Genomic DNA, 25,267 nt, shown 5'->3' with positions numbered 1-25,267 from the left:
GCTGTGCACTGGCTACCCTTCTTCGCACGGAGTACGCACGAGGAAGCCATGTCGCAAAAAATCTGCTGGATTGATAACTTACGCGCGGTCGCCTGTCTGATGGTGATCGTCATTCACACCACCACCTGGTACATCACCGGACCGATGGCAGTCACCGGCCCCAGCTGGGACGTCGCCAATCTGCTTAACTCGGCTTCGCGCGTCTGCGTGCCGCTGTTCTTCATGATTTCCGGTTATCTGTTCTTTGGCGAACGCAGCGCGCAGGGCCGTCATCTGCTGCGCATTGTGCTGTGCCTGCTGTTCTACAGTGCCGTCGCGCTGGCCTACATCACCTGGCTGACGCCGATCAGCGAAGGCCGATCGCTGCTGAAGCTATTGCAGAAGCCGGTGTTCTACCATCTGTGGTTCTTCTTCGCCATTATCGGCATCTACCTGCTGTCTCCGCTGATTCAGGTGAAAAACGTGCCGCCGCGCTATGTGGCGCTGCTGGTGCTGATCCTTGCGGTGATCGCCAATCCGAACACCGTCAGCCAGTCGCTGGGGCCGTTCCACTGGCTGCCGGTCAATCTGTATGTCAGCGGCGACTCGATTTACTACCTGCTGTACGCGCTGCTTGGACGGGCGATTGGCGTGATGGATACCGACAGGCGCGGCATCAGCTGGCTGGCCGGGCTGAGTTTTATCGCCTGCGTCATCGGTATCGCGCTTGGCACCAGACAGATGCTGAAGATTAACGGCGCGTTTAATGACACCTGGTATCTTTACTGTGGCCCACTGGTGTTTATCGCGGCGATAAGCCTGCTGGTGCTGTTTAAAAATGTGCTGAACCACCGGCCGCTGCCGCTGCTGGCAACCATTTCACGCTATTCGCTGCCGATTTATGGTTTCCATGCGCTGTTCATTCACTATCTGCGTACCCATCATTACGACGATATGTCACGGCCGTGGCTCGATCTGCCGTGGGTCTTTGGCGTAACCCTGCTGGGCAGTCTGCTGCTGGCGATGTTGCTAAAACGCGTGGACAAGCATCACCTGGTGAGCTGATCGTCCCAGCGCTGCCGGGCGCGGCGCAGCTGGCGTGCCGAGGAGAAGCCGGCGGCCAGCGCCGCTTTCTCCGCCGCCTCCCCTTGCTGCTGGCGCTGGCGCGCAATTACCAGCCGCAGCTGCTCGTGATATTCCCGCACGCTGATACCCAGATGCTGGCGAAACAGGCGCGTCAGATGGCGCTCGCTGACGTGGGCACGTTCGGCCAGCGCGCCCAGCGACCAGTCATGTTCCGGATGCGCAATCATCGCGTCCTGCGCGCGATGAATCGCCGGATGCAGATGATTACGATAACGCAGCCACGGCGACAGTTGCGGATCGTCACCCGAGCGGCGGAACCACACCACCATCTCCCGCGCCACCGTTAGCGCTTGCCGCGCGCCGCACAGACGGTTGATCAGGTGCAGCGCCAGATCGATACCCGCAGTAATCCCCGCGCTGGTCCAGATGCCGGCATCTTCCACAAACACACGGTTGTCTTTCACCAGCGCAGCCGGCGCGGCAGCTTTCAGGCGCGGCAACACATCATGGTGCGTGGTGCACTGTACGCCATCCAGCAGACCAGCCTGCGCGGAGAGCAGCGCGCCGGAGCAAATACACACAAGGGTAATGCGCCGCGTATGAATCGCGCTGCGTTGCTGGCGCAGCCAGTCGCGCGCCTGCCCGGCTGCCCCGGTATCGAACCAGATGCGGGAATCGAACACGCCGGGCACAATCAGCAGACTGTTATCAGGTAGCGTGGCGGGCAGCGGTGCAATATCAGCAATGGTCATGCCGGTCGAGCAGGTGACGCTCGCCTGCGGGCCAATGTAGTGCAGCGCAAAATGTCCGCCCGCCAGCTGCAGCGTCTCTGCCGGCCCGGTGAGGTCGAGCGCCATGACGCCCGGCAGGACAAGAAAATAGACGGGCTGCGGCATGGTGGGTTCCTCAGGCGATGAAGGGGTAACGATGGGCGAAGATGCGCAGCCAAATCCGGCCACGTATCTTCAGCGATTCTTCCCATCATACCCGACTCTGTTAACGCCTTGCGACCTCATCCGGCCATGCGTCAGCCAAATCAGGACATCAGTGGTAACAACTGCTGGTATAGCTGCGCAAAGCGCGCACGGCGCGGCTGATAAGCCTGATGCTGCGCGGCGTCCGGCTGATGGCGCTGCACTAACGCCGGTGCCGGCCATTCGCTGGCCGGGTCCACCGCCAGCTGCGCCAGGCGCGCGGCACCGAGTGCCGGCCCCACCTCGCCGCCGTGACAATAATCCAGCGTCAGTCCGCTGATGTCCGCCAGCATCTGCCGCCAGTACGCGCTGCGCGCACCGCCGCCAATCAGCATCACCGTGTTGGGCAGTACGCCACACTCATGCACCGCATCCATGCCTTCCGCCAGCGCAAAACCCACGCCTTCCAGCACCGCGCGCGCCAGTTCCGGCCGGCCGTGCTGGTGCGTCAGGCCAAAGAAAGCTCCCTGTGCCTGCGGATTATTGTGCGGCGTGCGCTCGCCGGAAAGATAAGGCAAAAACCATACCGGCGTGGCCTGCGCGCTGGCGCGTTCAGCTTCGGCCAGCAGGTGCGGCACGTCGTCGCAGCCGGTCAGCGCAGCGGCCCAGTCCAGACAGGCGGCGGCACTCAGCATCACCGACATCAGATGCCAGCGCTGCGGCAGCGCATGACAGAAACTGTGCACGGCGCGTTGCGGATTGCTGAGATAGCCTTCGCTCACCAGAAAATAGACGCCGGAGGTGCCGAGCGACAGCATGCCCTGCCCTCGCTCAACCATGCCAACGCCCACGGCGCCAGCCGCATTGTCGCCGCCGCCGGCCACCAGTGGCACCGGATCCATCCCCCAGCGCGCCGCAATTTCCGCCAGCAGCGTGCCGGTAATCTGGTTGCCTTCAAACAACTGCGGCATGTGGCTGCGGTTCAGCCCGCACGCCGCCAGCATTGCATCGCTCCAGTCGCGCTGTGCCACATCCAGCCACATCGTTCCGGCCGCATCTGACATATCGGTGGCGAAATCGCCGCTCATCCGCCAGCGCAGATAATCTTTCGGCAGCAGCACTTTTGCTACCTGCGCAAATATCGCCGGTTCATGCTGCTGCACCCACAACAATTTGGGCGCGGTAAAACCCGGCATCATCAGGTTGCCGGTAATCTGACGCGACGACGGCACGCGCTGCTCCAGCTCGTGACACTGCGCGCTACTGCGCCCGTCGTTCCACAATATCGCCGGACGCAGCACCTGATGCGCGGCGTCCAGCAGCGTCGCGCCGTGCATCTGGCCGCTAAAACCGATGGCGCTGACGTGGCGTAAATCGTGCTGCTGCGCCAGCGCCTGCATGGCACTATCGGTGGCCTGCCACCAGCTTTCGGGATCCTGTTCGCTCCATAGCGGCTGCGGACGCGTCACCTGCAGCGGCGCGCTGGCCGTTGCCTGAACCTGGCCGTGCGCATCCAGCAGCGCCACTTTGACGCCGGAGGTGCCTAAATCGATCCCGATAACCATGCTTCGCTCCCGATGGATTAGAAATTATACAGATAGTGATTCACCAGATTTTCCAGCTGCTCCTGGCGTCCGCTGCGATGCTGCGGATTGAGTTGCTGTTGCTGAGCTTGCGCCGCCAGCGAGGCAAGAGAAAACTCACCTTTCAGAATTTGCTGGCCGAACTCACCATTCCAGCCGCTATAGCGCTGCGCCACGCGCTTATCCAGCTCACCATCGCTCACCATACGTGCCGCCACTTTCAGCGCCAGCGCCATGGTATCCATCGCGCCGATGTGGCCATAAAACAGATCGTATTTGTCGGTGCTCTGGCGCCGTACTTTGGCATCAAAGTTTAAGCCGCCGGTGGTGAACCCGCCCGCTTTGAGGATCTCGTACATCACCAGCGCGTTTTCTTCGACGCTGTTCGGGAACTGGTCGGTATCCCAGCCGCACTGGCTGTCACCGCGGTTGGCATCGACCGAACCGAAGATGCCCAGCGCAATCGCCGTCGCAATTTCATGATGGAAAGAGTGACCCGCCAGCGTGGCATGGTTGGCTTCCACATTCACTTTGATCTCTTTTTCCAGGCCAAACTGCCGGAGGAAACCGTAGACCGTCGCGACATCAAAGTCGTACTGGTGTTTAGTCGGCTCCTGCGGCTTCGGCTCAATCAGCAGCATCCCCTGGAAACCGATTTTATGCTTGTGCTCCACCACCATCTGCATGAAGCGCCCGATCTGCTCGCGCTCCTGCCGCAAATCGGTATTCAGCAGCGTCTCGTATCCTTCGCGTCCGCCCCATAGCACATAGTTTTCACCGCCCAGCGTCTGCGTCGCCTGCATCGCGCTGCACACCTGGCTGGCTGCCCAGGCGAAAATTTCCGGATCCGGGCTGGTCGCCGCGCCGGCCGCATAGCGGGGATGCGTAAAGCAGTTCGCGGTGCCCCACAGCAATCTGACGCCGGTTTCCTGCTGTTTTTCCAGCAGCTTATCGGTCATTACCGCCAGGTTTTCCCGGTAGCTGCGCAGCGAATCACCTTCCGGTGACACATCGACATCATGGAAGCAGTAATAAGGCACGTTGAGTTTGTAAAAGAACTCGAACGCGACATCCGCTTTGAGCTTCGCCAGCTGCAGCGCATCGCCATTTTTCTGCCACGGGCGATCAAAGGCCCCCACGCCGAACATATCCGCCCCGTTCCAGCAGAACGTGTGCCAGTAACAGGCGGCAAAACGCAGGTGTTCCGCCATGGTTTTACCCAGAATCACTTCCTGCGGATTGTAATGACGAAACGCCAGTGCGTTAGGGGTATTGGCCCCTTCATAACCAACGCGCTCAAGCTGGTCGAAATAAGCGTGCATGTTGTGCTCCTTAGCATCAGACCCGAATGGTCAGCAGTGAAGCGTTATTTTGCGGAGGCGTAAGCGTTCAGCTCAATTACGATATTTCACACTGAACTTAAGATAATTATTATTTGTGCGGCAGCTCGCAAATCCATGTATTTAATTACATCGCGTACCGGCGCGCAGCGCCGCTGCAAGATTTAACAGATGGCCGCGTAAAATTTCGATCGCGCTCAAAGAATCACAAATAAACAAAAAAACGTAATAGCAGGATAAAAATCAGTAATTGATGTTGTTCACGTCGCGGGGCAACAATTCATCCGCCCTGGTTCATAGCCTTACAACGACAATAGCCTCAACCTACAGGATGACCATGATGAAAATGAGACACACGCTGTTAGCCCTCAGCGCTGCACTGGCCCTGTTCAGCCACGCCGGGCTGGCGAAAGAAGTGAAAATCGGTATGGCGATCGATGATTTACGTCTGGAACGCTGGCAGAAAGACCGGGACATTTTTGTCAGCCAGGCGGAAAAGTCTGGGGCCAAAGTATTTGTCCAGTCGGCCAACGGCAATGAAGAGACGCAAATCTCACAGATTGAAAATATGATCAACCGCGGTGTCGATGTGCTGGTCATCATTCCTTATAACGGTCAGGTATTGAGTAATGTGGTGGCCGAAGCGAAACGCGAAGGCATTAAAGTCCTCGCTTATGACCGCATGATTAATAATGCCGACATCGATTTTTATATCTCGTTTGATAATGAAAAAGTCGGCGAACTGCAGGCCGAAAGTCTGGTTAAACAGGTACCTAAAGGGAACTACTTTTTGATGGGCGGATCGCCGGTGGATAATAATGCACGTCTGTTCCGTGCCGGCCAGATGAAAGTGTTAAAACCTTACATCGATAACGGCAGCATCAAAGTGGTGGGCGATCAGTGGGTTGATGCCTGGCTGCCAGAGAATGCGCTGAAAATCATGGAAAACGCGCTGACCGCTAACAGCAACCACATTGATGCCGTCGTTGCCTCCAACGATGCCACCGCTGGTGGGGCCATTCAGGCGCTGAGCGCGCAGGGACTGGCGGGCAAAGTCGCCATTTCCGGTCAGGATGCCGATCTCGCCGCCATCAAACGCATCATGAACGGCACGCAAACCATGACGGTGTACAAACCCATCACCGAACTTGCCACCGAAGCGGCAAAAATTGCGGTGGAACTGGGCGATGGCAAAACCCCCGCCAGCAACAGCAAGCTGAATAATGGCCTGAAAGAGGTGCCGTCGCGCCTGCTGAAGCCGATTCCGGTCAACAAAGACAACATCGAAAGCACCGTAGTGAAAGACGGCTTCCATAAACAGAGCGAACTCTAAGCGCCTGAAACGCGAAGGAGCAGATCGATGCTGCTGGAAATGAACAACATCACCAAGCGTTTCGGCGCGGTAAAAGCGCTGGATGCCGTCAGCCTGCGGCTCGAAGCCGGTGAAGTCATGTCGCTGTGCGGTGAGAACGGCTCGGGCAAATCGACGCTGATGAAAGTGCTGTGCGGGCTTTACCCGCACGGCGAATTTGACGGCGAAATTCGCTTTGCCGGCGATCGCATCGAGGCGCAAACCATCCGCGACACCGAGCGTAAAGGCATTGTGATTATTCATCAGGAGCTGGCGCTGGTGCGGCAGCTTACGGTCATGGAGAACATTTTCCTCGGTGCCGAGCTCGGTCGCTTCGGTATGGTCGATGATGAAACCATGACGCTGCGCTGCCAGCAGCTGCTGGAGCGGGTCAAACTTAACGTTTCGCCTGCTACCAAAGTTGGCGAGCTCGGTCTCGGCCAGCAGCAGCTGGTAGAGATCGCGCGGGCGCTGAATAAGCAGGTGCGATTGCTAATCCTTGATGAGCCGACCTCGTCGCTCACCGAACAGGAAACCGAAGTGCTGCTTGGGATTATCACTAACCTGCGCGAGCACGGTATTGCCTGCATCTACATCTCCCACAAGCTTAATGAGGTCAAAGCGATTTCGGACACCATCTGTGTGATTCGCGATGGTCAGCACATCGCCACACGGCCAGCGGCCGGGCTGAGTGAAGATGACATCATCACGATGATGGTGGGTCGCGAGCTCACCGCACTCTATCCGCACCAGCCGCACGAGATCGGCGAAACGGTACTGAAAGTGGAAAACCTCACCGCCTGGCATCCGGTCAACCGCCATGTGCGCCGCGTTAATAATGTGTCGTTCAGCCTGAAGCGCGGCGAAATTCTCGGTATTGCCGGGCTGGTGGGCGCAGGACGCACCGAAACGGTCCAGTGCCTGTTTGGTGTCTGGCCCGGTCGCTGGCAGGGCGAAATCTGGATTGATGGCCAGCAGGTGAAGATCGACGATTGCCGGGCCGCGATTGCGCACGGCATCGCCATGGTGCCGGAGGACCGGAAAAAAGATGGCATCGTGCCACTGATGGGCGTGGGGAAAAACATCACGCTGGCCGCGCTGGATCAATACAGCCATCGCTTCTCCACGCTGGATGAAGCCCAGGAGCAGCAGGCGATCAACGATGCTATCCGCCGTCTGCGTGTCAAAACCTCCTCACCCGAGCTGGCGATTGGCCGCCTCAGCGGTGGTAATCAGCAAAAAGCGATCCTCGCCAAATGCCTGCTGCTCAATCCGCGCATTTTGATTCTGGACGAACCGACGCGCGGCATCGACGTCGGCGCTCGCCAGGAGATCTATCTGCTGATTAACGCGCTGGTGCAGCAGGGCATCGCGGTGATTGTTATCTCCTCCGAACTGCCTGAAGTGCTGGGTCTGAGTGACCGCGTATTGGTGATGCACGAAGGGCAAATCAAAGCCGATCTGATTAACGACAACCTGACTCAGGAGCAGGTCATGGAAGCTGCCCTGCGGAGCGAACATTATGCTTAAAACTGAAAGTAGCCAGAGCCTGTCCGGTACCCCGGGCAAGCCAGCGCCGGGCAAGTTTCCGCGCTTCAATCTGCAGGTGCTGGTGATGCTGGGAGCGATTGTGCTTATCGCTCTGTTCTTCACCTGGACCACCGACGGTGCCTGGCTTAGCCCACGCAACGTCTCTAACCTGCTGCGCCAGACCGCCATCACCGGCATCCTCGCGGTGGGCATGGTGTTTGTCATTATCTCGGCGGAGATCGACCTTTCCGTCGGTTCGATGATGGGCCTGCTGGGCGGTGCCGCGGCCATCTTTGACGTCTGGCTCGGCTGGCCGCTGCCGCTGACCATCGTGGTAACGCTGGTGCTTGGCCTGTTGCTGGGCACCTGGAATGGCTGGTGGGTCGCGTACCGTAAAGTGCCCTCGTTCATCGTCACGCTGGCGGGCATGCTGGCGTTTCGCGGCATTCTGGTTGGTATTACCGATGGCACCACCGTAGCGCCAACAACGCCGGCGATGTCGCAGATCGGACAAAGCTATTTGCCCGGCGGCGTCGGCTTTGGCTTCGGCTTCGCCGGTCTGGCACTGTTTATTCTCTGGCAATGGCGGCTACGGCTGCGTCGCCAGCAGCTGGGGTTATCACAACCGGCCGCCAGCGGCACGGTGGCACGCCAGGCGATTACCGCTGTTCTGGTGCTGGGTGCCATCTGGTTGCTGAACGATTACCGCGGCGTGCCGACACCGGTCCTGCTGCTGGCACTGCTGCTGCTCGGCGGCATGTTTATGGCCACACGCACCGCCTTCGGACGACGGATTTATGCTATCGGCGGCAACATTGATGCAGCGCGCCTGTCGGGCATCAACGTGGCGCGCACCAAGCTGGCGGTGTTCGCCATCAACGGCGTCATGGTGGCTATTGCCGGCCTGATCCTCAGTTCACGTCTTGGTGCTGGCTCGCCCTCAGCGGGCAATATTGCCGAACTGGACGCCATCGCTGCCTGCGTGATTGGCGGCACCAGCCTGGCGGGCGGCGTCGGTTCGGTGGCCGGCGCGGTGATGGGCGCCTTCATCATGGCGTCTCTGGATAACGGCATGAGCATGATGGACGTGCCGACCTTCTGGCAGTACATCGTTAAAGGGGCGATTTTACTGCTGGCGGTGTGGATGGATACGGCTACGCGCCGCCGGGTGTAATCGCGTGGGCGATCACAATGTGGCGCAAACAATTTCTGCTGCCTTCTCCGCCGTGCTATGCAATGCGCAACAGGTTTAAGGGAGCGCGCCACGATGCACGAAAAACGTTACCGTATTACGCTGCTGTTTAACGCCAACAAGGTGTATGACCGTCAGGTGGTGGAAGGGGTCGGCGAGTATCTGCAGGCTTCGCAAACCGACTGGGATATCTTCATTGAAGAGGATTTCCGCTGCCGCATCGACAACATCCGCGAATGGCTGGGCGACGGCGTCATTGCGGATTACGACGACAGCTCGATCGAGAGCCTGCTCAGCAATGTGCCGGTGCCGATTGTCGGCGTTGGTGGCTCTTATCACCGGCAGCAGGATTATCCGCCGGTGCACTACATCGCCACCGACAACGCTGCGCTGGTGGAGAGTGCCTTTCTGCATCTGAAAGAGAAAGGCATTCATCGCTTTGCGTTTTACGGCCTGCCCGCCGCCAGTGGCAAACGCTGGGCGCAGGAGCGCGAGCAGGCGTTTCGCCAGCTGGTGATGCGCGAGCGCTATCAGGGCGTGGTGTATCAGGGGATGGAAACCGCGCCGGAAAACTGGCAGCACGCGCAAAACCGCCTCGCCGACTGGCTGCAAACGCTACCGCCGCAGACCGGCATTATCGCGGTGACCGACGCGCGTGCACGCCATTTGCTGCAGGCTTGTGAACACCTGAAAATTCCGGTACCGGAGAAGCTCAGCGTAATCGGTATCGATAACGAAGAGCTGACGCGCTATCTGTCCCGCGTGGCGCTCTCTTCGGTAGCCCAGGGTACGCGCCAGATGGGTTATCAGGCCGCCAAACTGCTGCATCGTCTGCTCGATCGGCAAACGCTGCCGCTGCAACGCATTCTGGTGCCGCCGGTAAAAGTCATTGCCCGCCGCTCTACCGATTTTCGCTCGCTGCGCGATCCGGCGGTGATTCAGGCGATGCATTACATCCGCTTTAACGCCTGTAAAGGCATCAAGGTCGAACAGGTGCTGGATGCGATTGGCCTGTCGCGCTCCAATCTGGAAAAACGTTTTCGCGATGAGACCGGCGACACCATTCACGCCATGATTCACCGCGAGAAGCTGGAGAAAGCGCGTGAACTGCTGGCCTGCTCTTCATTGAATATTAATGAAATTTCGCAGATGTGCGGCTATCCTTCCCTGCAGTACTTCTATTCGGTGTTTAAGAAAAGCTACGCCACCACGCCAAAGGAGTATCGGCAGCATCACGGCGAGAAGGTGCAATAACGCCCCGCTGCGATCAAGATTTTACCGCCAATTGCCGCTATACTGCGCGGCATCTTCAAAGGAAGATCGTCGTCTCCGGTGAGGCGGCCGGATTTCAAATCCGGTTGGGGCCGCCAGCGGTCCCGGGCAGGTTCGACTCCTGTGATCTTCCGCCAATTTGCTTTTTCTGAATTCCACCGCTTCAGGTGATCATTTTTACAACCTATAATTAGCGCTAACTCTAATCTTTCGTTAACGCTAATGAACGCATCTGAGAGAACTACCTTAAATATTTACAGGGTGCCTTTCAGATACGTACTCATTCAAGCTTCCTTATTACTTTTAATATCCCATCCCGACTGCGACTCAGCACCTTTACCGCCAGAGGAAGACTGTTCCCAATACTGAATCTTAACTTTTGAAGCCTGAAACTGATAAGATAAGGCTAAAAGCTCTGAATGGTTTGCTCCATTGAAGAGAACGTTGGTAATAAGGACATCTTCCAATGTTATCCTGCAATATTCAGTTTGGCTGCCCCCTGCCTTACAGGCGGAAAGTTCCACCTTACTAATATGGTTGCCGTTCGAAACATACTTCATCACTGCTGGTGTGGCTTTGTCGATATGAGTCTGAACTGTTAGGTCCCGGTACTGCACTTTTCCTGCACCACCACCGCCACCCACACTCATGTTGCCTGGCTGACTGGCACCCCAGGTAAAAGAATCAACATTAATCCATCCCTTATGATTCGAGTCTTGAGATTCGCCTGTGATGCCTTCAATTTTGAGAAAAATATCAATGCTCATTTGTCTTCCTTTTCGACTCCAGTTATTTTAGGATCTGATTAGCCCTGTTAATTGAAAGCTATGTTTACACAAAGGTATCGTTATGGACAACTACTGGAATAAGAACAGATTTTCAGATTACTTCCTCACAATGGGTAATCTTCAGGCAAATCAAATAGTAAGCTTAGCTAACAATCTTTCTCTCATTCATCTGAAAGATGGAATGCTTAGGATGCGATTTCATGATGAAGTACGGGACTTCATTAATCTTCAACTTAATACCATCCGTTCTGCTACCAGCGATGAACAATGTCAGGAGTGCATTCAGAATCTTAAGAAAGAGTCTCATAACCTTTCAATTCAGGACAGAATGCTCAGAACCGGCCAGGCGACGATATCCTCATCAGTAAAGTTCTACCATGATAATGAAAAGGTCATCGGTTATGTTATTGACGGTATAAGCGTTGTCCTAAGTGGCTTACAAATTGTGGCAGGGGCGGGTGTATTAGTCGGGTCTGCAGCAACAGGCAATGTGCTAGGCGTAATCGCCGGTTCAACACTCATTATGAATGGTGTAGGTTCAGGTATTGAAGGAATTGGAAAGCTGAGAGGTGTACCTAACCCTTCAAATCCGGTCAGAGACGCATATGAGGATATAGCTGAGTTTTTTGGATTTGACCAAAGGCTGGGATTACTTGCATATCAGGTAGTTGATTTAACCACCTCTTATTATGGTATTTTCAAACTTACATTAAAGCCGGAAGCCTGGAGATTATACAAATATCTTCCTGCTGATTATTATCGCAAAGTTCAGACTATGAGCAAGCCCGCCCTTGCTATAAAAGGTGCAGGAGCGGCGATCAAAGGGACTGGAATAGGTTTGAATCTTTATCAAATGCAAAACAACCCTGCAAATAATTAACTATTATCGTTCTTCTTAATAAACCTATAGGCTTTCCAGGATAATCTCAATGGAGTAACGAAATAGATAATCAAAAAAGCGAAGCCAAGGACAATCACATAAGAGAGGAAATCTGATTTATCGGCATTAAGGGCACCATATAATCCTATGAGGATCAATATAGATACTCCGATAACACCTCCCCAAAAACGTTTGCTTAAATCAATAACCAGAGTTTTAAGGGTATCAGATTGGGACTCATCCTTTTTTACGATACTCCTGAGCTTACCGATATCTTTACTAGTGAAACCATTATCAAACAGCTTTTTCTCATATTCGTTCATATAAATCATCCCGATTAGACATCCTGTTCCGAATCAAATATATCACAATCCAATGATGAAAAGCCACATGAAATCCAGGTATGCCACGCCAGTTTGATTGAAATATGAATACAAAGTGGCATGGCTCCAATACCCATCTCAATCTATAAAATAAAAAATACATCAATCCACTCTTCGTCATATAAATCAATGAATTAATAAGTTTTGATATTAACAACCAAGCCTGAGGATTTAAAGTAGCTTCTGGCTTATACGCTCTCACTCAGACTCGTTAGATATGAATCATTAAAAAACTTGCACGAAACTCAAGTTTGATGTGCTGCCTGCAAATCCGGTATCAATTAAGCATAAATGAAACCGGAATCACTACCCTCAAATTCATAAAGTCATCAGACCAAAAGGGCAACACTGTCTTTGCTCGGAACGCTCATAATTTTTCAGGTTTTTAGTTATTGCTGCGATCTGCTGCCAGATTCAGTAAACCGGCTTGTGCTGAATGACTTGATCGGTAGTATGAATGTGAGAGCTGCCCGGTTCTTGTATCAGGTTCAACTCTCCGGTCAAAACCAGTAGCTATGAATCTCTTAAATTCATAATTTAAAAACATCACCCTACATCGGTGATCTTCCGCCACTCACCACTCAGGCCCAGCCATGCTCATCCATCCATCCGACAACCTTCCGTTCTCTGGCGATCCGCGTAAGGAAGAGCTGCGCCAGCGGCTGATGCGACCGGATGCGCCCAAAGTCATTGCCGTGTCACTGTCGAAGGAGCTGGATCGCGAGCGACGCACGCATCGTCATGCCGCCGGTCAGCTGTTTTGTCTGCGCCAGGGATTGATGACGGTGAACACCTCGTCGGGCATTTTTGCTAACCCGCCGCGGCTGGTCGGCTGGATTCCGCCGTGGTTTGACCATGCCCTTGTCGGGCCGGGGCGCGTGCTGGGCTGGACGGTACTGATTGACGAAGCGCTGGCTGCGCCGTTGCCGGATCGGCCGGTGCTGCTCTCCTGCCCGACCGTGCTGGAGCCGCTGGCAGAACGGCTGGCGGTGCTGGAGCCTGAACTGTGGAGCAGCGCGCGCTATACCCGGCTGGGTCAGGTGTTTCTTGATGAACTGTACGAATCCACGCCGCAGGAACTCACCCTGCCGCTGCCGGATGAGCCGCGGCTGCGGCAGATTGCACGCCTGCTGATGGACGATCCGGCTGATACACGCACCGGGCCGGAGCTGGCGCAGTGGGCTGGTCTGAGCGCGCGCAGCCTGAGTCGCCACTGGTCCAGCGCGGTTGGCATGAGCCTGAGTAAATATCGTCAGGTGTCGCGCCTGCTGAAATCGCTGGAAGGGCTGGCGGCAGGCCACAGTGTGCAGCAGGTTGCCTGGCAGGTGGGCTTCGACAGCGTCAGCAGCTATATCAGCGCGTTTCGCGCCGCCTTCGGCTCAACGCCAGGCAAATACTTTACGACGCCAGCCGACTCTGCGAATGCAGCATCAGCAGGCTAGCCGGACCGTCAATCGGTGGCAGGCTGTGCCGGTATTTGCGGCGATAAGCGCCCGGCGGCAGGTCAAACATGCGCCGAAAGGTGCGGCAGTAGGTTTGCTGTGAATCGAAGCCAAACTGCAGCGCAATCTGCATCAGCGACGTGTTACTGCTGAGCAGGGTGATGACGGAAGCCGTCAGCTTGCGTTCACGGATATAGGCTCCCAGCGCCACGCCAGTGTAGCTGCGGAACAGCCGCTGCAAATGCCACTGCGAATAACCGGCCCGCTGTGCGACCGTCTCCAGCATGAGCTTTTGTTCAATATTCGCCTCTATCCACATCATCAGCTGATGCATAAAAGCTGCGTTAATATCCATCCTCTCCTCCTGATGCCGTGGTGCGACTCAATCTGCGACATTGTAAAAACAGGACGACTGGCTGTGTTTGCGCATAAAGCCAATAAATAGCGATAACTCGCCAATATACTCTCCCATGTTCAGGCGCGGGAAACCGCAGTTGCGGCATGACCCATCATGTAATACTGTAAGTTACATGAAAGATGATCAGCAGCTCTCACTGCGCTTAACGACATGAAGGAGAAAAGTCTATGCAAGCATTTATAACGTCTGAATTGGGTGTCTGTGTGGCGATTGCGCTAGCCTCAGCCAGCATCGCGATGACCATGACGCAGACCGAACTGTTTGCCGGTTTGCGCGCCTGGACCGCACGCAAACACGCCTTGCTCGGCCATCTGTTTCACTGTTTCTATTGCCTGAGCCATTGGGTGGTGTTTGCCGCGATGCTGATTTACCACCCGACGCTGCTGAACAGCGGTTGGCCGCTGGTCGACTGGATCATGACAGCCTTCATCACGCTGACGCTGACCACGTTTGTCAGCGGTATGATGTTTAAAGTGTTTCAGGCCGCCGTCACCACGCATGTGATGAAACATGACGCGCAGATCAAATTGCAGAAGCAGGATTAACGGCCGCGCCGGCTAGTCGCTGCAGCGCGGAAAGGTGTGCGGATCCAGCCCAAGACTGGCCATTTTTTGCAGGTAATCGTCGGCGATGTCCGCCACGGTAATCTGGCTAAAGCGCTGCAGCAGTAACGCTTCGGCTTCACCCAGCGCCTGGTCGAGCCGGGCGTCTACCGCATGTTCCACCAGGCAGGGCGAAGGATCGGCCGCCGGGCCAATGCTGAACAGCGCCGGTGAGCCGATGGCCTGGTACACATCCAGCAGCGTGATATCGCGCAGGTCCGCGCGCAGCTCCCAGCCGCCGCCGTGTCCCTTTTCCGACACCAGATACCCCTTTTCACGCAGCCCCGACATCATGCGACGCACCACCACCGGATTGGTGCCGAGCATTTTTGCCATGGCATCGGAAGTAGCGCGTTTAACGTGACGATCAAGATGAATGAGCGCGTGCAGCGAGCGGGACAGGCGGTTATCGCGTGGCATGGACGTTTCCTCTGAAATTCCCGCTACTGTAGCAAACCACGCTGGCGGCAACAATTTATCCCGGCTGAGCGTGGATGACGCCCTGACCAGGCATCCGCGTTAATCAGGCTGCCAAATGGGAAAAGGCAGACCGCCACAGTAAAAGAAATTACGGTGAAAAGGCGATTGGGCATCAGTTAATTAATTAATGAACTGAGTGAAAGAAAGGGAATATTTATTTCCCACCAGGAAAGATAACTCCTCCAGGCGGAATAACCATTTCCCTTTTATAATTAATTTAATCTTGTAGGACATAGACTACAAATAATTATTTTATTGTTCTTGATCATACGCAATATATAAAATTCAACGAGCGGCTAAAGTTTGACCTGTCATTCACTCATCAGGAAAAGGTTAACTATGGCTCAGGTCGTTGTGGTTGATGACCATCCGATCGCGCGGATGGCCATTCGTTATTTGCTGGAACAAAATGGACATACAGTGCTGGCCGAGAGCGCCGATGGCCGGGAAGCGGTAACGCTGATTCAGCAGCAGCAGCCGGATATCGTCATCATTGATATCGACCTGCCGTCACTGGACGGAATTGAAGTGGTTAAGTCATTGCGCGATCAGAGTTTTCCAGGAAAAATCATTGTTATCTCCGGGAAAAATGAAAACGTGTATGCCGTGCAGAGCCTGCGCAGCGGCGCCAATGGCTTTGTCAGTAAAAAAACCGATATGCCAGAGATCGCCACTGCTATTCAGGCGACACAACGTGGTTACGGTTATTTCCCGCTGGGCGGTTTTATGCAGCAAATGGAGCAGGAAAGCACGCAGGCGGAGAAAAAAATGATTGAATCATTGTCACCACAGGAGTTTCAGGTTTTTCATCACATTATTAAGGGCCTGAATAATATGCGCATCGCGGCGCGGATGGGCGTCAGTAATAAAACCGTCAGCACTTATAAAAGCCGGTTAATGGATAAACTGCACTGCAAAACCATGAGTGATTTATTTGCTTTCGTGCATCGCAATCAAATGGAAGCCTCATGATCCGTCTGCTGATGTTTATCGGACTGGTGCTGTGCTGCAGCCCCACGGTGGCGCAGCCGATGCCACAGCTCTATATTCCGCTGGAGCGGGAACCGCTGGCACCGCTGATACCGCAACTGTCGCAGGACGATTGGCAGGCATTGCGTCAGTTGCCCACGCTGCGCATTGCGCTGTGGGCGCCCGATATTCCGCCTTATCTCACCTTCCTTGATATGTCATCTGAGGAAAAAAACGTGGAAGGCGTATTTGCTGATTACGCCCGGCTGATAGGCCAGGCACTCGGCATGCGGATAGAGATGCTGCGCTATGCCGATCGTGACGCGGCGCTGGCCGCTATCGCTGCCGACCAGGCTGATATGCTGTTTAGCAAAGCCGGGAACACTGTGCCTTCCAACGCCCAGCTGGACGCCTCACACAATCTGCTGATCAACCGACCGGTGGTGGTGACCCAGCGCGATCGCGCCATGCAGCCGGTGCCTTATGCAGCGCCAGTCAGACTGGCGGTGGACCAGCACTATCTCAGCGACAGCGCAATCCGGGCGCAATTTCCTCAGGCGCACATCATGCGTTATGCCTCCAGTCGCGTCGCGCTGTCGGCGCTGGCGACCGGCGAGGCGGATTACGTGCTCGATAATCTGACCTCCGCCAGCTTTTTAATTGAACGCAACTACCTCAATCAGCTGGCGCTGGCCGACATTCTCGCCCCACGCGCGCAGGATGCCAGTCGGCTACTGGTGAGTCAGCGCAGGCCGGTATTGCTGCGTGCGATAAATCGCGTCATCGCGGCGATCCCCGCAGAGCAGCATCGCGCGATCTCACGCCAGTGGACACAGCGCCCGGACATCTGGCGTCTGCAGCAGCCGCTGGCGCTTACGGCTGCTGAACAGCGCTGGCTACAGCAGCACGGCAGCGTGCGCGTGGGTTTTAATCCGTTTTTTGCGCCACTGGCGCTGCTGGATGGACGTAATCAGTTTCAGGGCATCAGTGCCGAACTGCTGCACCAAATCCACCTGCGCACCGGTATCAATTTTGTCGCCGTGCCGGAGTATCACGAAGACACGCTTCTGATGCAGCTTCAACAGCATAAAATCGACATGGTGGCCGCACTCTCCTATAACGCGCAGTGGCCAGGCCGTTTTACCCAGCCGTGGCTGCACACGCCGTTTGTGCTGATTACCGCCGCTACCGCGGGTGCACCCGCCGCGCTGCACTCGGGCTTACGTATCAGCGTAATGAAAGGCAGCCCGGTCATTGGCTGGCTGCAGCAACACTATCCTGAAGTACAGCTACAGCTGGTAGACAATGCCAGTCTCGGCATGCAGCAAGTGGTGGAAGGCAAAGCCGATGGCATGGTGCATAACCAGCTGGGCGCCGCTTACCTGATCAAACGCTATTTTTCCGGACGGATGCGCATTGCCCAGCGCGTCGGCACCCAGCCCGCTCACATCAGTTTCGCCGTGCACGCTGGCGATCCCGAGCTGCTCAGCATCATGAATAAGGCCCTGAATGAAATATTACCCAGTGAGATCTCGCAGCTCACCAGCCGCTGGCAGGGTACGCCCGAGGTGACGGCCAGCAGCTGGCCACTGTATCGCACGCCATTTTATGCGCTGGCGGGCGTGGCAGCCGTCGTCTCCCTCGCCTGCCTGCTCTGGGTGTATCAGCGCGGCCGGGAAATCCGCCGCCGCCGCCGGGCGCAGCGGCAATTGCAGATCGCCCGCGATCGTGCCGATCGTGAAAATCAGGCCAAAAGCCGTTGGGTTGCTACCGTGAGCCATGAGATTCGCAATCCGGTCAACGCGATCATCGGCCTGCTGGCGCTGGAAGCGCGTAAGGCCGGTGCCAGCGAGGCGCTGCTGACTGCATGGCAATCGGCACAGGCATTAAGCGGCCTGGTGGGCGATATTCTGGATATGGCGAAGATTGAGCGCGGGCAGCTGACGCTGGCACCGCAGTGGCATAGCATCGCGACCCTGTGCCAGCCGGTACTGCAGCTCTATCAGGGGCTGGCGCATGAAAAAAACCTTACGCTTACCTATCACACTACGCTGCCTGATCTTGAAGTCTGGGTTGATGCGCCGCGCCTGCGTCAGGTGATCGCCAATTACATCAGCAACGCCATTAAATTCACGCCGCAGGGAAACGTGGCGGTGTATCTCAGCGGTGAGCAAAACGCCACTGGCGAACTGGTGCTGGAAATTGAAGTGCAGGATAGCGGCATTGGCATCAGCGAACAGGAGCAACAGCAGCTGTTTCAGCCATTTGCGCAGACCACAGCCGGTCGTCAGCAAACTGGCAGCGGACTGGGGCTGGTGATCAGCGCGCAGCTGCTGCAACAGATGCAGGGCAGCATGCGCCTGCACAGCGAGCCGGGTGAAGGCACCCTGGTTCACGTCACGCTGCCGCTGCCGAGTCGTGCACCGCCGCCGGTAGCCCTGTGCGCGACTGATGCGCCCCCCGCCGTGCCGGCACTGCATATCCTGGTGGTTGACGATCATCCGGCGAATTGTTTGCTGCTGACCCGTCAGCTGGAAGCGCTGCAGCATCGTGTTACTGCGATCGGCCAGCCTGACCTCGCACCTGAGATCATCGCAACACAGCAAATTGACGCGGTAATCACCGATTGCCATATGCCGCAGATGGATGGTTTTACGCTGACCAGTGTGTTACGTCGCCGTGGTTATCGTCACAAAATCATCGGACTTACCGGCAGTGCACTGGTTGAGACGCGCGAACGCGGCCTCGCGGCTGGTATGGATGCGTGCCTGTTTAAGCCGCTGCATCCGGATCAGCTTAACGCTGCCCTGGCGCAGCCTGTTGCCCTGCCGGCATTGCTGTCTTTGCCGCAGCTGCGCGCCATGGTGCACCACGATGACGATATGGTGGCAAAACTGCTGCTCAGGGTATGCGAAGAGAATCAGCGCGATTTGCAACAGGCCCAGCAGGAACTGGCGCAGCAGCAGTGGCCGGCGCTGGCACGCACGCTGCACCGGCTGGCCGGGGCAGCTCAAATTATCTATGCAGCAGATATCAATCAGCTTTGCCAGCAGCTGGAGCAGGCCTGCGTCGATGCGCGCGATGGCGACCTGCTCAGCGTGGGTCTGGCTGGCCTGACTACGCGTATCGAGCAGCTACAGCTGGCCATTGATTGCTGGCTGCCGTTCAATCGTGTTGTAAAGCAATAAACATCCTGCTTACCGCTTCACCAGGCTGATTTGCCAGGCGTGGAACAGGGTGAGCCAGTTTTGCACCGGCAGATGTTGCTTCTGGCCGGTGCCAAAGCCGTGACCGCCCTGCTGGAACAGATGCAGCTCCACGTTGACCTTGTTCTGCCGCAGTGCGCTGAACATGCCCAGCGCGTTTTGCGGTGAGGCGGTGCCATCATTCAGCGCCTGCACCAGAAAAGTCGGCGGCGTGTGCGCGCTGACGCGATCTTCCTGCGAAAGCTGCGCCATTTGTTGGGCAGTGAGATCTTTACCATACAGCGCCGTGCGCGTGCCTGGGTGGGTCACGCCCTGTTTCAGCGACAGCACCGGATAGATGAGCGCGCTGAAATCCGGGCGCGCCGACACCTTATCCTGCGCATCGACCGCCTGATAGTTAGCTTCATCGGGAGTGTTGCTAAGATTGGCGGCAAGAAAGGCACCGGCGGAAAAGCCCATCACGCCAATGCGGTCAGGCGCTACCTGGTACTGCTGCGCATTGGCCCGAATCAGCCGCAGCGCTCGCTGGGTATCGGCAAAAGCCTGCTGGCGATACTGCGCTGAACCGTCGTGTGGCAGACGATAAATTAACACAAATGAAGCATAGCCCTGCTGGCTGAGCACGTTGGCCACATCCAGCCCTTCAAGATCTTTCATAATATAAGAAAAACCCCCACCGGGAATGATTAGCACCGCCGCATGATTATTTTTTCCGGTTGCCGGAACATAAATCATTTGTGGCGCATCGACGTGGGTAACAGCCCGGTTATTAATGGCCGGATTTTTACTAAAATTAATAAATTTATTATTTGCTGACACTTCATCTGGCCAGATCGGAATTTCCTTATTGGCAAACGCGGCCGGAAGATACAGTAAAAAAAACAGGCTAAATATCCGCAACCCTCTCATCGCACTGGCTCCAAATCCTGAATAAAAACAGTAACAAAAGTCAAACTGAGCGGATAAAATCGCTCAGTGACGCTCCAGCTCCCCGCGAGATAATGAAAAAAAATACTCATCGAAAAATTTCTGTGGAAACGGTAGCAAATAAATATGGCAAAACCTATTCAATATAATATCGGACCAGGAAAAATTAGACTTTTCTCATGTTTACGTTAACAAGGCCGTATGTTATAAGTGAATTTTAAACTATAAGAATCTGTGACCATGGGAATTTACTGGATCATAAGTCTTAGCCTGACTTTCGTCGCTATTGTCGAAATCATGTTAAGTAAAAATGAAAACACAGCGCAAATCAGGACGTGGCTTTATTTTGTTGCCGTTGTAGTACTTTTTACTTTTGGCGGTATTCGTGGCCTGGGAACCGGCCTTGATGACTTCCAGTATCGCGACTTCTATGCCCAGTTTATCGATAAAATTATTATCGAAGGTTTCTGGCGTGCGGTCGTGGAATTCCGTTATGAACCAGCCATTTACGCCATTGCCGGCGCGACACGTATCTTTACCGCTAATCCGGACATTTTCATCTTTGTCTTCGCGGTCATCGCTGTTGGTGTCAACGCGCACTACTTCCGTAAGCTGACACCGCTGCCGCTGGTGGCCCTCGCCGTCTACTCTGCGCACCTGTTTATCAACAAAGACATGAACCAGATTCGCTTCGGTTTATGTTCGGCGTTTTTAATGGGCTTCGTCTGGCACATGTCGCGGCGCAGCAAGTCTGGCATGATCACCACCTTCATCCTGTCGTTTATCAGCCACGCCACCGCGATTGTCGCGCTGCTGATTCCGCTGGCGATGATTGTGCGTAAAAACAAATACATCCCGATTGCTATCGTGGTCGCCAGCCTGCCGCTGGCGTTTCTCGGCAGTTCAGCGCTGATCGCCGCGCTCTCCAGCCACCTCGGTGCGCTGGGCGACAGGGCCATGGGCTATGCCGATGCCGATTCTCGCCAGGAACAGGGTATTCTGACCCTGTCGAACCTGAAGAATATCGGCTTCGTCTTTATCTTCAGCTACATGTTGCTGAGCGATAAAATTAAAAATTTCGACCCGGAAAAGTTTAATACCTATTACATTCTGGTGATCACTTTTGCCATCGGCAGTGGCCTGAGGATGGCGCTACAGGATTACGCTTCTGGTGGTCGTCTGGCGAACTATTTGCTGCAGGTTGAGCCGGTGCTTATTTCGCTGTGTATCTGGGAAACCAGAAAGCTGAAGAAGGTGCTTGCCGTGGCTGTCACCATTCTGATGGTGCTGTACTATCTCTACTACAACACCGTATCGAGCAAGCAGTCGATTGTCGGCTATGAGGTGTCACGCACTTTCCAGCTGTTCCGTTAGGTCCAGAAATAACGCTAGCCAACTGGTTAGCGTTTTTTCATTAATAAGCCCTTTCTCATCGTCATCCAGGGAAAATCCGAATATTTTACTGGTCCTGAACATTGCTTGCTTTTTATGTGGATTAAAATTCTAATAGATTGCATCTGCTCACGCAGAACACCTGTGATAAGAATATTCCGAAGCAACCATGCAAAGTCTTTCATGGCTTTTCCTGGCACGTCGTCACTCAATGAAAGAATGCTGACATGAACGAAAAAAACAATTTTGACATCGTACGACTTTCCCTCGCCTTTATCGTAATGCTGGTGCATTCCGCTGAGGTGACGAGAAACGCCGATATCCGTTTCCTGGCGCATTTTCTCAATAGTGATTTTGCCGTCAAAGGATTTTTCGCAATAAGTGGTTTTCTTATTGCAAAAAGTTACTTAAGAAGTAAATCGCTGACGTCCTATTTTATTAAGCGCGCGCAACGTATATTGCCGGCTTATATTTTCACCATCATCATGTGTTTTGTGATTGGCATGTGTCTTACTACTCTGCCGCTGATGGATTTCCTGAAAAATAAAGAAACCCTTAAATATCTGGTCGCCAACTTCTCGTTTCTTAACTTTATTCAGCCGTCGCTGCCGGGCGTGTTTACCAACAACCCCAATCAGCCGCTGGATGGTTCACTGTGGACCATCAAAGCCGAGCTGACGCTCTACGTGCTGCTGCCCTTTATCGTGCCGTTGCTGAAGCGAAGCCCGCTGAAGGTGTGGAGCGTGATTTTTATTATCTCCTGCGCCTGGTACTTCTACTTCACCGCGCTGTACAGCGGCCCGAAAGCCGATACGCTGGCCAAGCAGTTTATTGCGCTGTCGTCCTACTTCTTCTTTGGCAGCCTGCTGGCGGTGCATCAGCCAACCTTTGACCGTCTGAAAGAGATCACCATTGTGTCACTGGTGGTGTTCCTGCTGTTCAAGAGCACGGATTACGCGTTTATCGTTGAGCCGGTGGCGTTTTCGGCGGTAGTGATTCTGTTCTGCACCAGCCTGTGTAAAGAGATTAAAATCAGCCAGTACGGCGATCTCTCTTACGGCATGTACCTCTATCACTGGCCGATTATTCAGGTGCTGCAGCATTTCGGTGTGTTCGATGCCAACGCGTTTGCTGGCCTGGGGCTGACAATTGTAATGACGCTGGCGCTGGCTTACACCTCGTGGAATTTGCTGGAGAGCCGTTTCCTGAAGCGCACCCATCACGCTCAGCCGTCGATTGTGCCGCCCACCGCTGCACGCGACTAAGCGTTAATTATGCAGGCGCACGTCGCGCCTGCACCAAAGCGCCACCGCTCAAATGGTGGCGCCCATCGACAGCTGATAATGCAAATCCACCTGTTCAATGGTGGGCTGCTGGTTAATCTTCTTCAGCACAATTTCCGTTGCCACTTTGCCCATCTCGAAGCGCGGTGTAATCACACTGGCCAGCCGCGGCGTTGTCGCCTGACCAATCTCCAGTCCGTGGAATCCGGCAATCGCCAGCGCCTGCGGCACTGCAATACCTGCCGCCTGACACTCCTGCAGCACGCCGACCGCCAGATCATCGTTGGTACAGAGAATGGCATCCATCTGCGGATAGAGCTGGCGCGCCAGCGTCATCATGCCAGTACCAATCGACACCGAAGAGACTTTGTTCGGAACGATGCGTCCGGCCGGCAATCCGGCCGCCGCCACGGCATCGCAATAGCCGGCGTAGCGCTGCTGGTCACGGCGGTCGGACATCGAGCCAAAATAAATCACCCGCTGTTTGCCGCTGGCCAGCAGCATCGCAGTCATGTCGTAGCCGGCACGGTAATTATCAAAGCCGACGTTAATGCGCCCGCGCGTCTCGCTCAGTCCCATCACTTCGGCGACCGGAATAGTGGCCGCGTTGAGATACTTTTCCGCACGCACGGTGTGCACCGACTCGGTCAGGATCAATCCCTGCACGTTAAAAGCCAGTACCGTGGCAATTTGCTCCTCTTCGCGCTGCGGATTGTAGTCGTAGTTGACCACCAGCGTCTGATAGCCGTGGGCGCTGGTGACCGATTCGATACCGGCCAGCAGATCGGCAAAAATTTGATTATTGAATGAGGGGATCAGCACGCCGATGCGCGGCGGATTGTGCCGCGACGCCGCGGTATTTTCCTGCTCAGCGATATAACCGATTTCGGCCATCACGCTGGCGATTTTCGCCGCCGTTTCCGCCTTCACCTTTTCCGGCGTGCGCAGATAGCGGCTCACCGTCATCTTGGTGACCCCAGCGAGAGTCGCAATATCGTCCAGAGTGATGCGCTGCGTTTTCATTGCGCGGTCCGCAAAGAGAGCCTGTCAATCAACGTATTATGCCCGCTGGCGAGTCAAAAAAGAAACGCTGCTCCGCCGGTCATACCGGTCGCTCGTAGTGCTCAATCACCGCCAGCGCCAGGCCATTGGCCGGATCGATGCGCTGCGGCAGAAAGTGCAGCGCGGTATGGGCAAAGGTAAACGCCAGCGTGCCGGCCTGTGCCGCCTGCTGTACCGCCTGCACAAACGCCGGTTGCGCATTCCACGGACCGTCGATGATGATGCTGGCCGGATTGACCAGCTGCATTACCTGGCTCAGCGCATGGCCGAGATAGCGGCCGGTCTGCGCCATCAGCTCATACACGATCTCCGGCTCGCTGTCGCCAGACTGCCAGCGTAAGCCGGGCTTACGCCGGGCCAGCTGCTGCTGGATCGCCGGCAGGCTCACCAGCGTCTCCAGACAACCCTGTCGCCCGCAGCTGCAGCGCGCGCCGTTGGGCTGCACGCTCAGATGGCCGATCTCACCGGCGGTCCAGCTGCTGCCGCTGAACACCTCGCCGCGCTCCACCAGCGCGCCGCCCACGCCGTCGGCGATGCGCAGATAAAAGTGGCTTTGCGCTTTATTGAGCTCCAGCTGCTGCACCGCAAGCAGCGCGGCCGCTTTGACGTTATTCATGATGCGCAGCGGCAGCTCAACGCCGCGCCGCAGCGGCGTCAGCACATCGACATCCTGCCAGCCGAGCGGCGCAGAAAAGTGCACCCGCCCGCGCTGAGAATCAATGATGCCGGGAAAACCGATGGCGACGCCCAGCAGCGCCGGATGCGCCGCGCGCAGCGTCTGACACACTTCCGTCAGCTCGTGCAGCAGCCCGTCGGCATCGGCCGTTTCGGTGCGCCAGGTTTGCTCGGCCACCACGCGCGAAAAGTAGTCGCACACCCGCCAGTGAATCGCCTGGCGCTCCACCATGATGCCCGCGCTTTTCAGCTGACCCGCGCGCAGTTCGATCTCAATTTTGGGCCGACCGGCCGCAGCCACGCTGACCGGGCCAAGCTCGTGAATCAGCCCCTGCGCCAGCAGGTCATCGATAATCAGGGAAACGGTGTTTTTGCTCAGGTCGAGCGCCAGCGCCAGATCCTGGCGGGAAGTGATGCGGGTGGTGCGCAGCTGCGTCATCACCCGTTTGAGGTTGTTCAGTCGAAGTACCGCTGGTCCTTTCCCGGCTGCTTTCATCGCACCCTCACCTGACA

At 55.7% G+C, this 25,267-nt stretch carries 23 protein-coding genes and 1 tRNA gene; 13 read left to right on the top strand and 11 right to left on the bottom strand.

The genetic code is table 11. From position 1 onward, the window contains the following. The first annotated feature begins 48 nt into the window (after window positions 1–48). On the top strand, window positions 49–1,044 hold the full coding sequence (locus F3J41_RS21935; RefSeq protein ID WP_058775591.1) for an acyltransferase: 996 nt from the start codon (window positions 49–51) through the stop codon (window positions 1,042–1,044). Here F3J41_RS21935 and F3J41_RS21930 read toward each other — a convergent pair. From F3J41_RS21930 to xylA, 3 genes are all read right to left on the bottom strand, one after another. Beyond that, a complete protein-coding gene (locus tag F3J41_RS21930) occupies window positions 1,029–1,961 on the bottom strand; it encodes a GlxA family transcriptional regulator (protein WP_141496809.1) in 933 nt (310 codons plus the stop codon). The two genes, F3J41_RS21935 and F3J41_RS21930, sit on opposite strands and share 16 nt — an antisense overlap. Window positions 1,962–2,101: 140 nt before the next feature. Next, on the bottom strand, window positions 2,102–3,544 hold the full coding sequence (gene xylB, locus F3J41_RS21925; protein ID WP_166712440.1) for a xylulokinase: 1,443 nt from the start codon (window positions 3,542–3,544) through the stop codon (window positions 2,102–2,104). A gap of 17 nt (window positions 3,545–3,561) precedes the next feature. Continuing rightward, window positions 3,562–4,884: a xylose isomerase gene (gene xylA / locus F3J41_RS21920; protein ID WP_166712438.1), complete on the bottom strand. Its 1,323-nt coding sequence runs from the start codon at window positions 4,882–4,884 to the stop codon at window positions 3,562–3,564. A 358-nt stretch (window positions 4,885–5,242) separates the two neighbouring features. On the opposite strand from xylA, the gene xylF reads away from it, so the two are divergent. From xylF to F3J41_RS21895, 5 genes are all read left to right on the top strand, one after another. After that, window positions 5,243–6,235, top strand: coding sequence for a D-xylose ABC transporter substrate-binding protein (xylF, locus tag F3J41_RS21915; protein WP_058758164.1), 993 nt, complete (start codon window positions 5,243–5,245; stop codon window positions 6,233–6,235). Window positions 6,236–6,262: 27 nt separating this feature from the next. After that, a complete protein-coding gene (locus tag F3J41_RS21910) occupies window positions 6,263–7,783 on the top strand; it encodes a xylose ABC transporter ATP-binding protein (protein WP_058758165.1) in 1,521 nt (506 codons plus the stop codon). Then, on the top strand, window positions 7,776–8,957 hold the full coding sequence (gene xylH, locus F3J41_RS21905; protein ID WP_058758166.1) for a xylose ABC transporter permease XylH: 1,182 nt from the start codon (window positions 7,776–7,778) through the stop codon (window positions 8,955–8,957). Before F3J41_RS21910 ends, xylH begins: the two co-directional genes overlap by 8 nt. 93 nt (window positions 8,958–9,050) lie before the next feature. Then, window positions 9,051–10,229, top strand: a complete 1,179-nt coding sequence (gene xylR / locus F3J41_RS21900; RefSeq protein ID WP_166712436.1) for a D-xylose utilization transcriptional activator XylR — start codon at window positions 9,051–9,053, stop codon at window positions 10,227–10,229. Between the two features lie 60 nt (window positions 10,230–10,289). Beyond that, window positions 10,290–10,384, top strand: a tRNA-Sec gene (locus F3J41_RS21895). 147 nt (window positions 10,385–10,531) lie between these two features. Here F3J41_RS21895 and F3J41_RS21890 read toward each other — a convergent pair. Then, window positions 10,532–11,014 carry a type VI secretion system tube protein Hcp gene (locus F3J41_RS21890; RefSeq protein WP_150059700.1) on the bottom strand — a complete coding sequence of 161 codons (483 nt, stop codon included), beginning with the start codon at window positions 11,012–11,014 and terminating at the stop codon, window positions 10,532–10,534. Between the two features lie 82 nt (window positions 11,015–11,096). On the opposite strand from F3J41_RS21890, the gene F3J41_RS21885 reads away from it, so the two are divergent. Then, on the top strand, window positions 11,097–11,915 hold the full coding sequence (locus F3J41_RS21885) for a DUF4225 domain-containing protein (protein ID WP_166712434.1): 819 nt from the start codon (window positions 11,097–11,099) through the stop codon (window positions 11,913–11,915). On the opposite strand, the gene F3J41_RS21880 is transcribed toward F3J41_RS21885, so the two are convergent. Beyond that, window positions 11,912–12,238 (bottom strand): hypothetical protein, encoded by a 327-nt coding sequence (locus F3J41_RS21880; RefSeq protein ID WP_166712432.1) that lies wholly within the window; start codon window positions 12,236–12,238, stop codon window positions 11,912–11,914. The two genes, F3J41_RS21885 and F3J41_RS21880, sit on opposite strands and share 4 nt — an antisense overlap. Window positions 12,239–12,891: 653 nt before the next feature. Here F3J41_RS21880 and F3J41_RS21875 point away from each other — a divergent pair. Further along, complete coding sequence (locus F3J41_RS21875; RefSeq protein ID WP_058781886.1) at window positions 12,892–13,740, top strand: AraC family transcriptional regulator; 849 nt, start codon at window positions 12,892–12,894, stop codon at window positions 13,738–13,740. Here the strand turns inward: F3J41_RS21875 and F3J41_RS21870 are convergent. Beyond that, on the bottom strand, window positions 13,697–14,095 hold the full coding sequence (locus F3J41_RS21870; RefSeq protein WP_166712430.1) for a helix-turn-helix domain-containing protein: 399 nt from the start codon (window positions 14,093–14,095) through the stop codon (window positions 13,697–13,699). The two genes, F3J41_RS21875 and F3J41_RS21870, sit on opposite strands and share 44 nt — an antisense overlap. Before the next feature lie 230 nt (window positions 14,096–14,325). Here F3J41_RS21870 and F3J41_RS21865 point away from each other — a divergent pair, with 230 nt between their 5' ends. Beyond that, window positions 14,326–14,703 (top strand): DUF1360 domain-containing protein, encoded by a 378-nt coding sequence (locus F3J41_RS21865; protein ID WP_211075346.1) that lies wholly within the window; start codon window positions 14,326–14,328, stop codon window positions 14,701–14,703. A gap of 12 nt (window positions 14,704–14,715) precedes the next feature. Here the strand turns inward: F3J41_RS21865 and F3J41_RS21860 are convergent, their stop codons facing one another. Then, window positions 14,716–15,180 (bottom strand): Rrf2 family transcriptional regulator, encoded by a 465-nt coding sequence (locus F3J41_RS21860; protein WP_059010242.1) that lies wholly within the window; start codon window positions 15,178–15,180, stop codon window positions 14,716–14,718. Window positions 15,181–15,579: 399 nt separating this feature from the next. Here F3J41_RS21860 and F3J41_RS21855 point away from each other — a divergent pair, with 399 nt between their 5' ends. Beyond that, complete coding sequence (locus F3J41_RS21855; RefSeq protein WP_166712428.1) at window positions 15,580–16,212, top strand: response regulator; 633 nt, start codon at window positions 15,580–15,582, stop codon at window positions 16,210–16,212. Next, window positions 16,209–19,397 (top strand): ATP-binding protein, encoded by a 3,189-nt coding sequence (locus F3J41_RS21850; protein WP_166712426.1) that lies wholly within the window; start codon window positions 16,209–16,211, stop codon window positions 19,395–19,397. Before F3J41_RS21855 ends, F3J41_RS21850 begins: the two co-directional genes overlap by 4 nt. A 9-nt stretch (window positions 19,398–19,406) precedes the next feature. Here F3J41_RS21850 and F3J41_RS21845 read toward each other — a convergent pair whose 3' ends face one another. Beyond that, window positions 19,407–20,150, bottom strand: coding sequence for an alpha/beta hydrolase (locus F3J41_RS21845; RefSeq protein WP_371815521.1), 744 nt, complete (start codon window positions 20,148–20,150; stop codon window positions 19,407–19,409). Window positions 20,151–20,639: 489 nt separating this feature from the next. Between F3J41_RS21845 and F3J41_RS21840 the strand changes: the two genes are divergently transcribed. Further along, a complete protein-coding gene (locus F3J41_RS21840; RefSeq protein WP_223815726.1) occupies window positions 20,640–21,716 on the top strand; it encodes an EpsG family protein in 1,077 nt (358 codons plus the stop codon). A gap of 26 nt (window positions 21,717–21,742) precedes the next feature. Here F3J41_RS21840 and F3J41_RS21835 read toward each other — a convergent pair whose 3' ends face one another. Continuing rightward, window positions 21,743–22,072 (bottom strand): hypothetical protein, encoded by a 330-nt coding sequence (locus F3J41_RS21835; protein WP_166712405.1) that lies wholly within the window; start codon window positions 22,070–22,072, stop codon window positions 21,743–21,745. On the opposite strand from F3J41_RS21835, the gene F3J41_RS21830 reads away from it, so the two are divergent. Then, on the top strand, window positions 21,962–22,999 hold the full coding sequence (locus tag F3J41_RS21830; RefSeq protein WP_058758174.1) for an acyltransferase: 1,038 nt from the start codon (window positions 21,962–21,964) through the stop codon (window positions 22,997–22,999). The two genes, F3J41_RS21835 and F3J41_RS21830, sit on opposite strands and share 111 nt — an antisense overlap. A 48-nt stretch (window positions 23,000–23,047) precedes the next feature. Here F3J41_RS21830 and F3J41_RS21825 read toward each other — a convergent pair whose 3' ends face one another. Both F3J41_RS21825 and F3J41_RS21820 read right to left on the bottom strand, forming a co-directional pair. After that, the gene (locus F3J41_RS21825; protein WP_021506881.1) at window positions 23,048–24,040 is read right to left on the bottom strand and encodes a LacI family DNA-binding transcriptional regulator; all 993 of its coding nucleotides are present in this window, start codon (window positions 24,038–24,040) and stop codon (window positions 23,048–23,050) included. A 79-nt stretch (window positions 24,041–24,119) separates the two neighbouring features. Then, window positions 24,120–25,250 carry an ROK family protein gene (locus F3J41_RS21820; RefSeq protein WP_104094305.1) on the bottom strand — a complete coding sequence of 377 codons (1,131 nt, stop codon included), beginning with the start codon at window positions 25,248–25,250 and terminating at the stop codon, window positions 24,120–24,122. Between the last annotated feature and the right edge of the window lie 17 nt (window positions 25,251–25,267).

Source organism: Pantoea sp. Ap-870 (assembly GCF_011752515.1).
Lineage (GTDB): Bacteria > Pseudomonadota > Gammaproteobacteria > Enterobacterales > Enterobacteriaceae > Pantoea > Pantoea dispersa.
The sequence above is the reverse complement of the archived record's forward strand: the minus strand, read 5'-3'. Positions and strand labels throughout refer to the sequence as shown.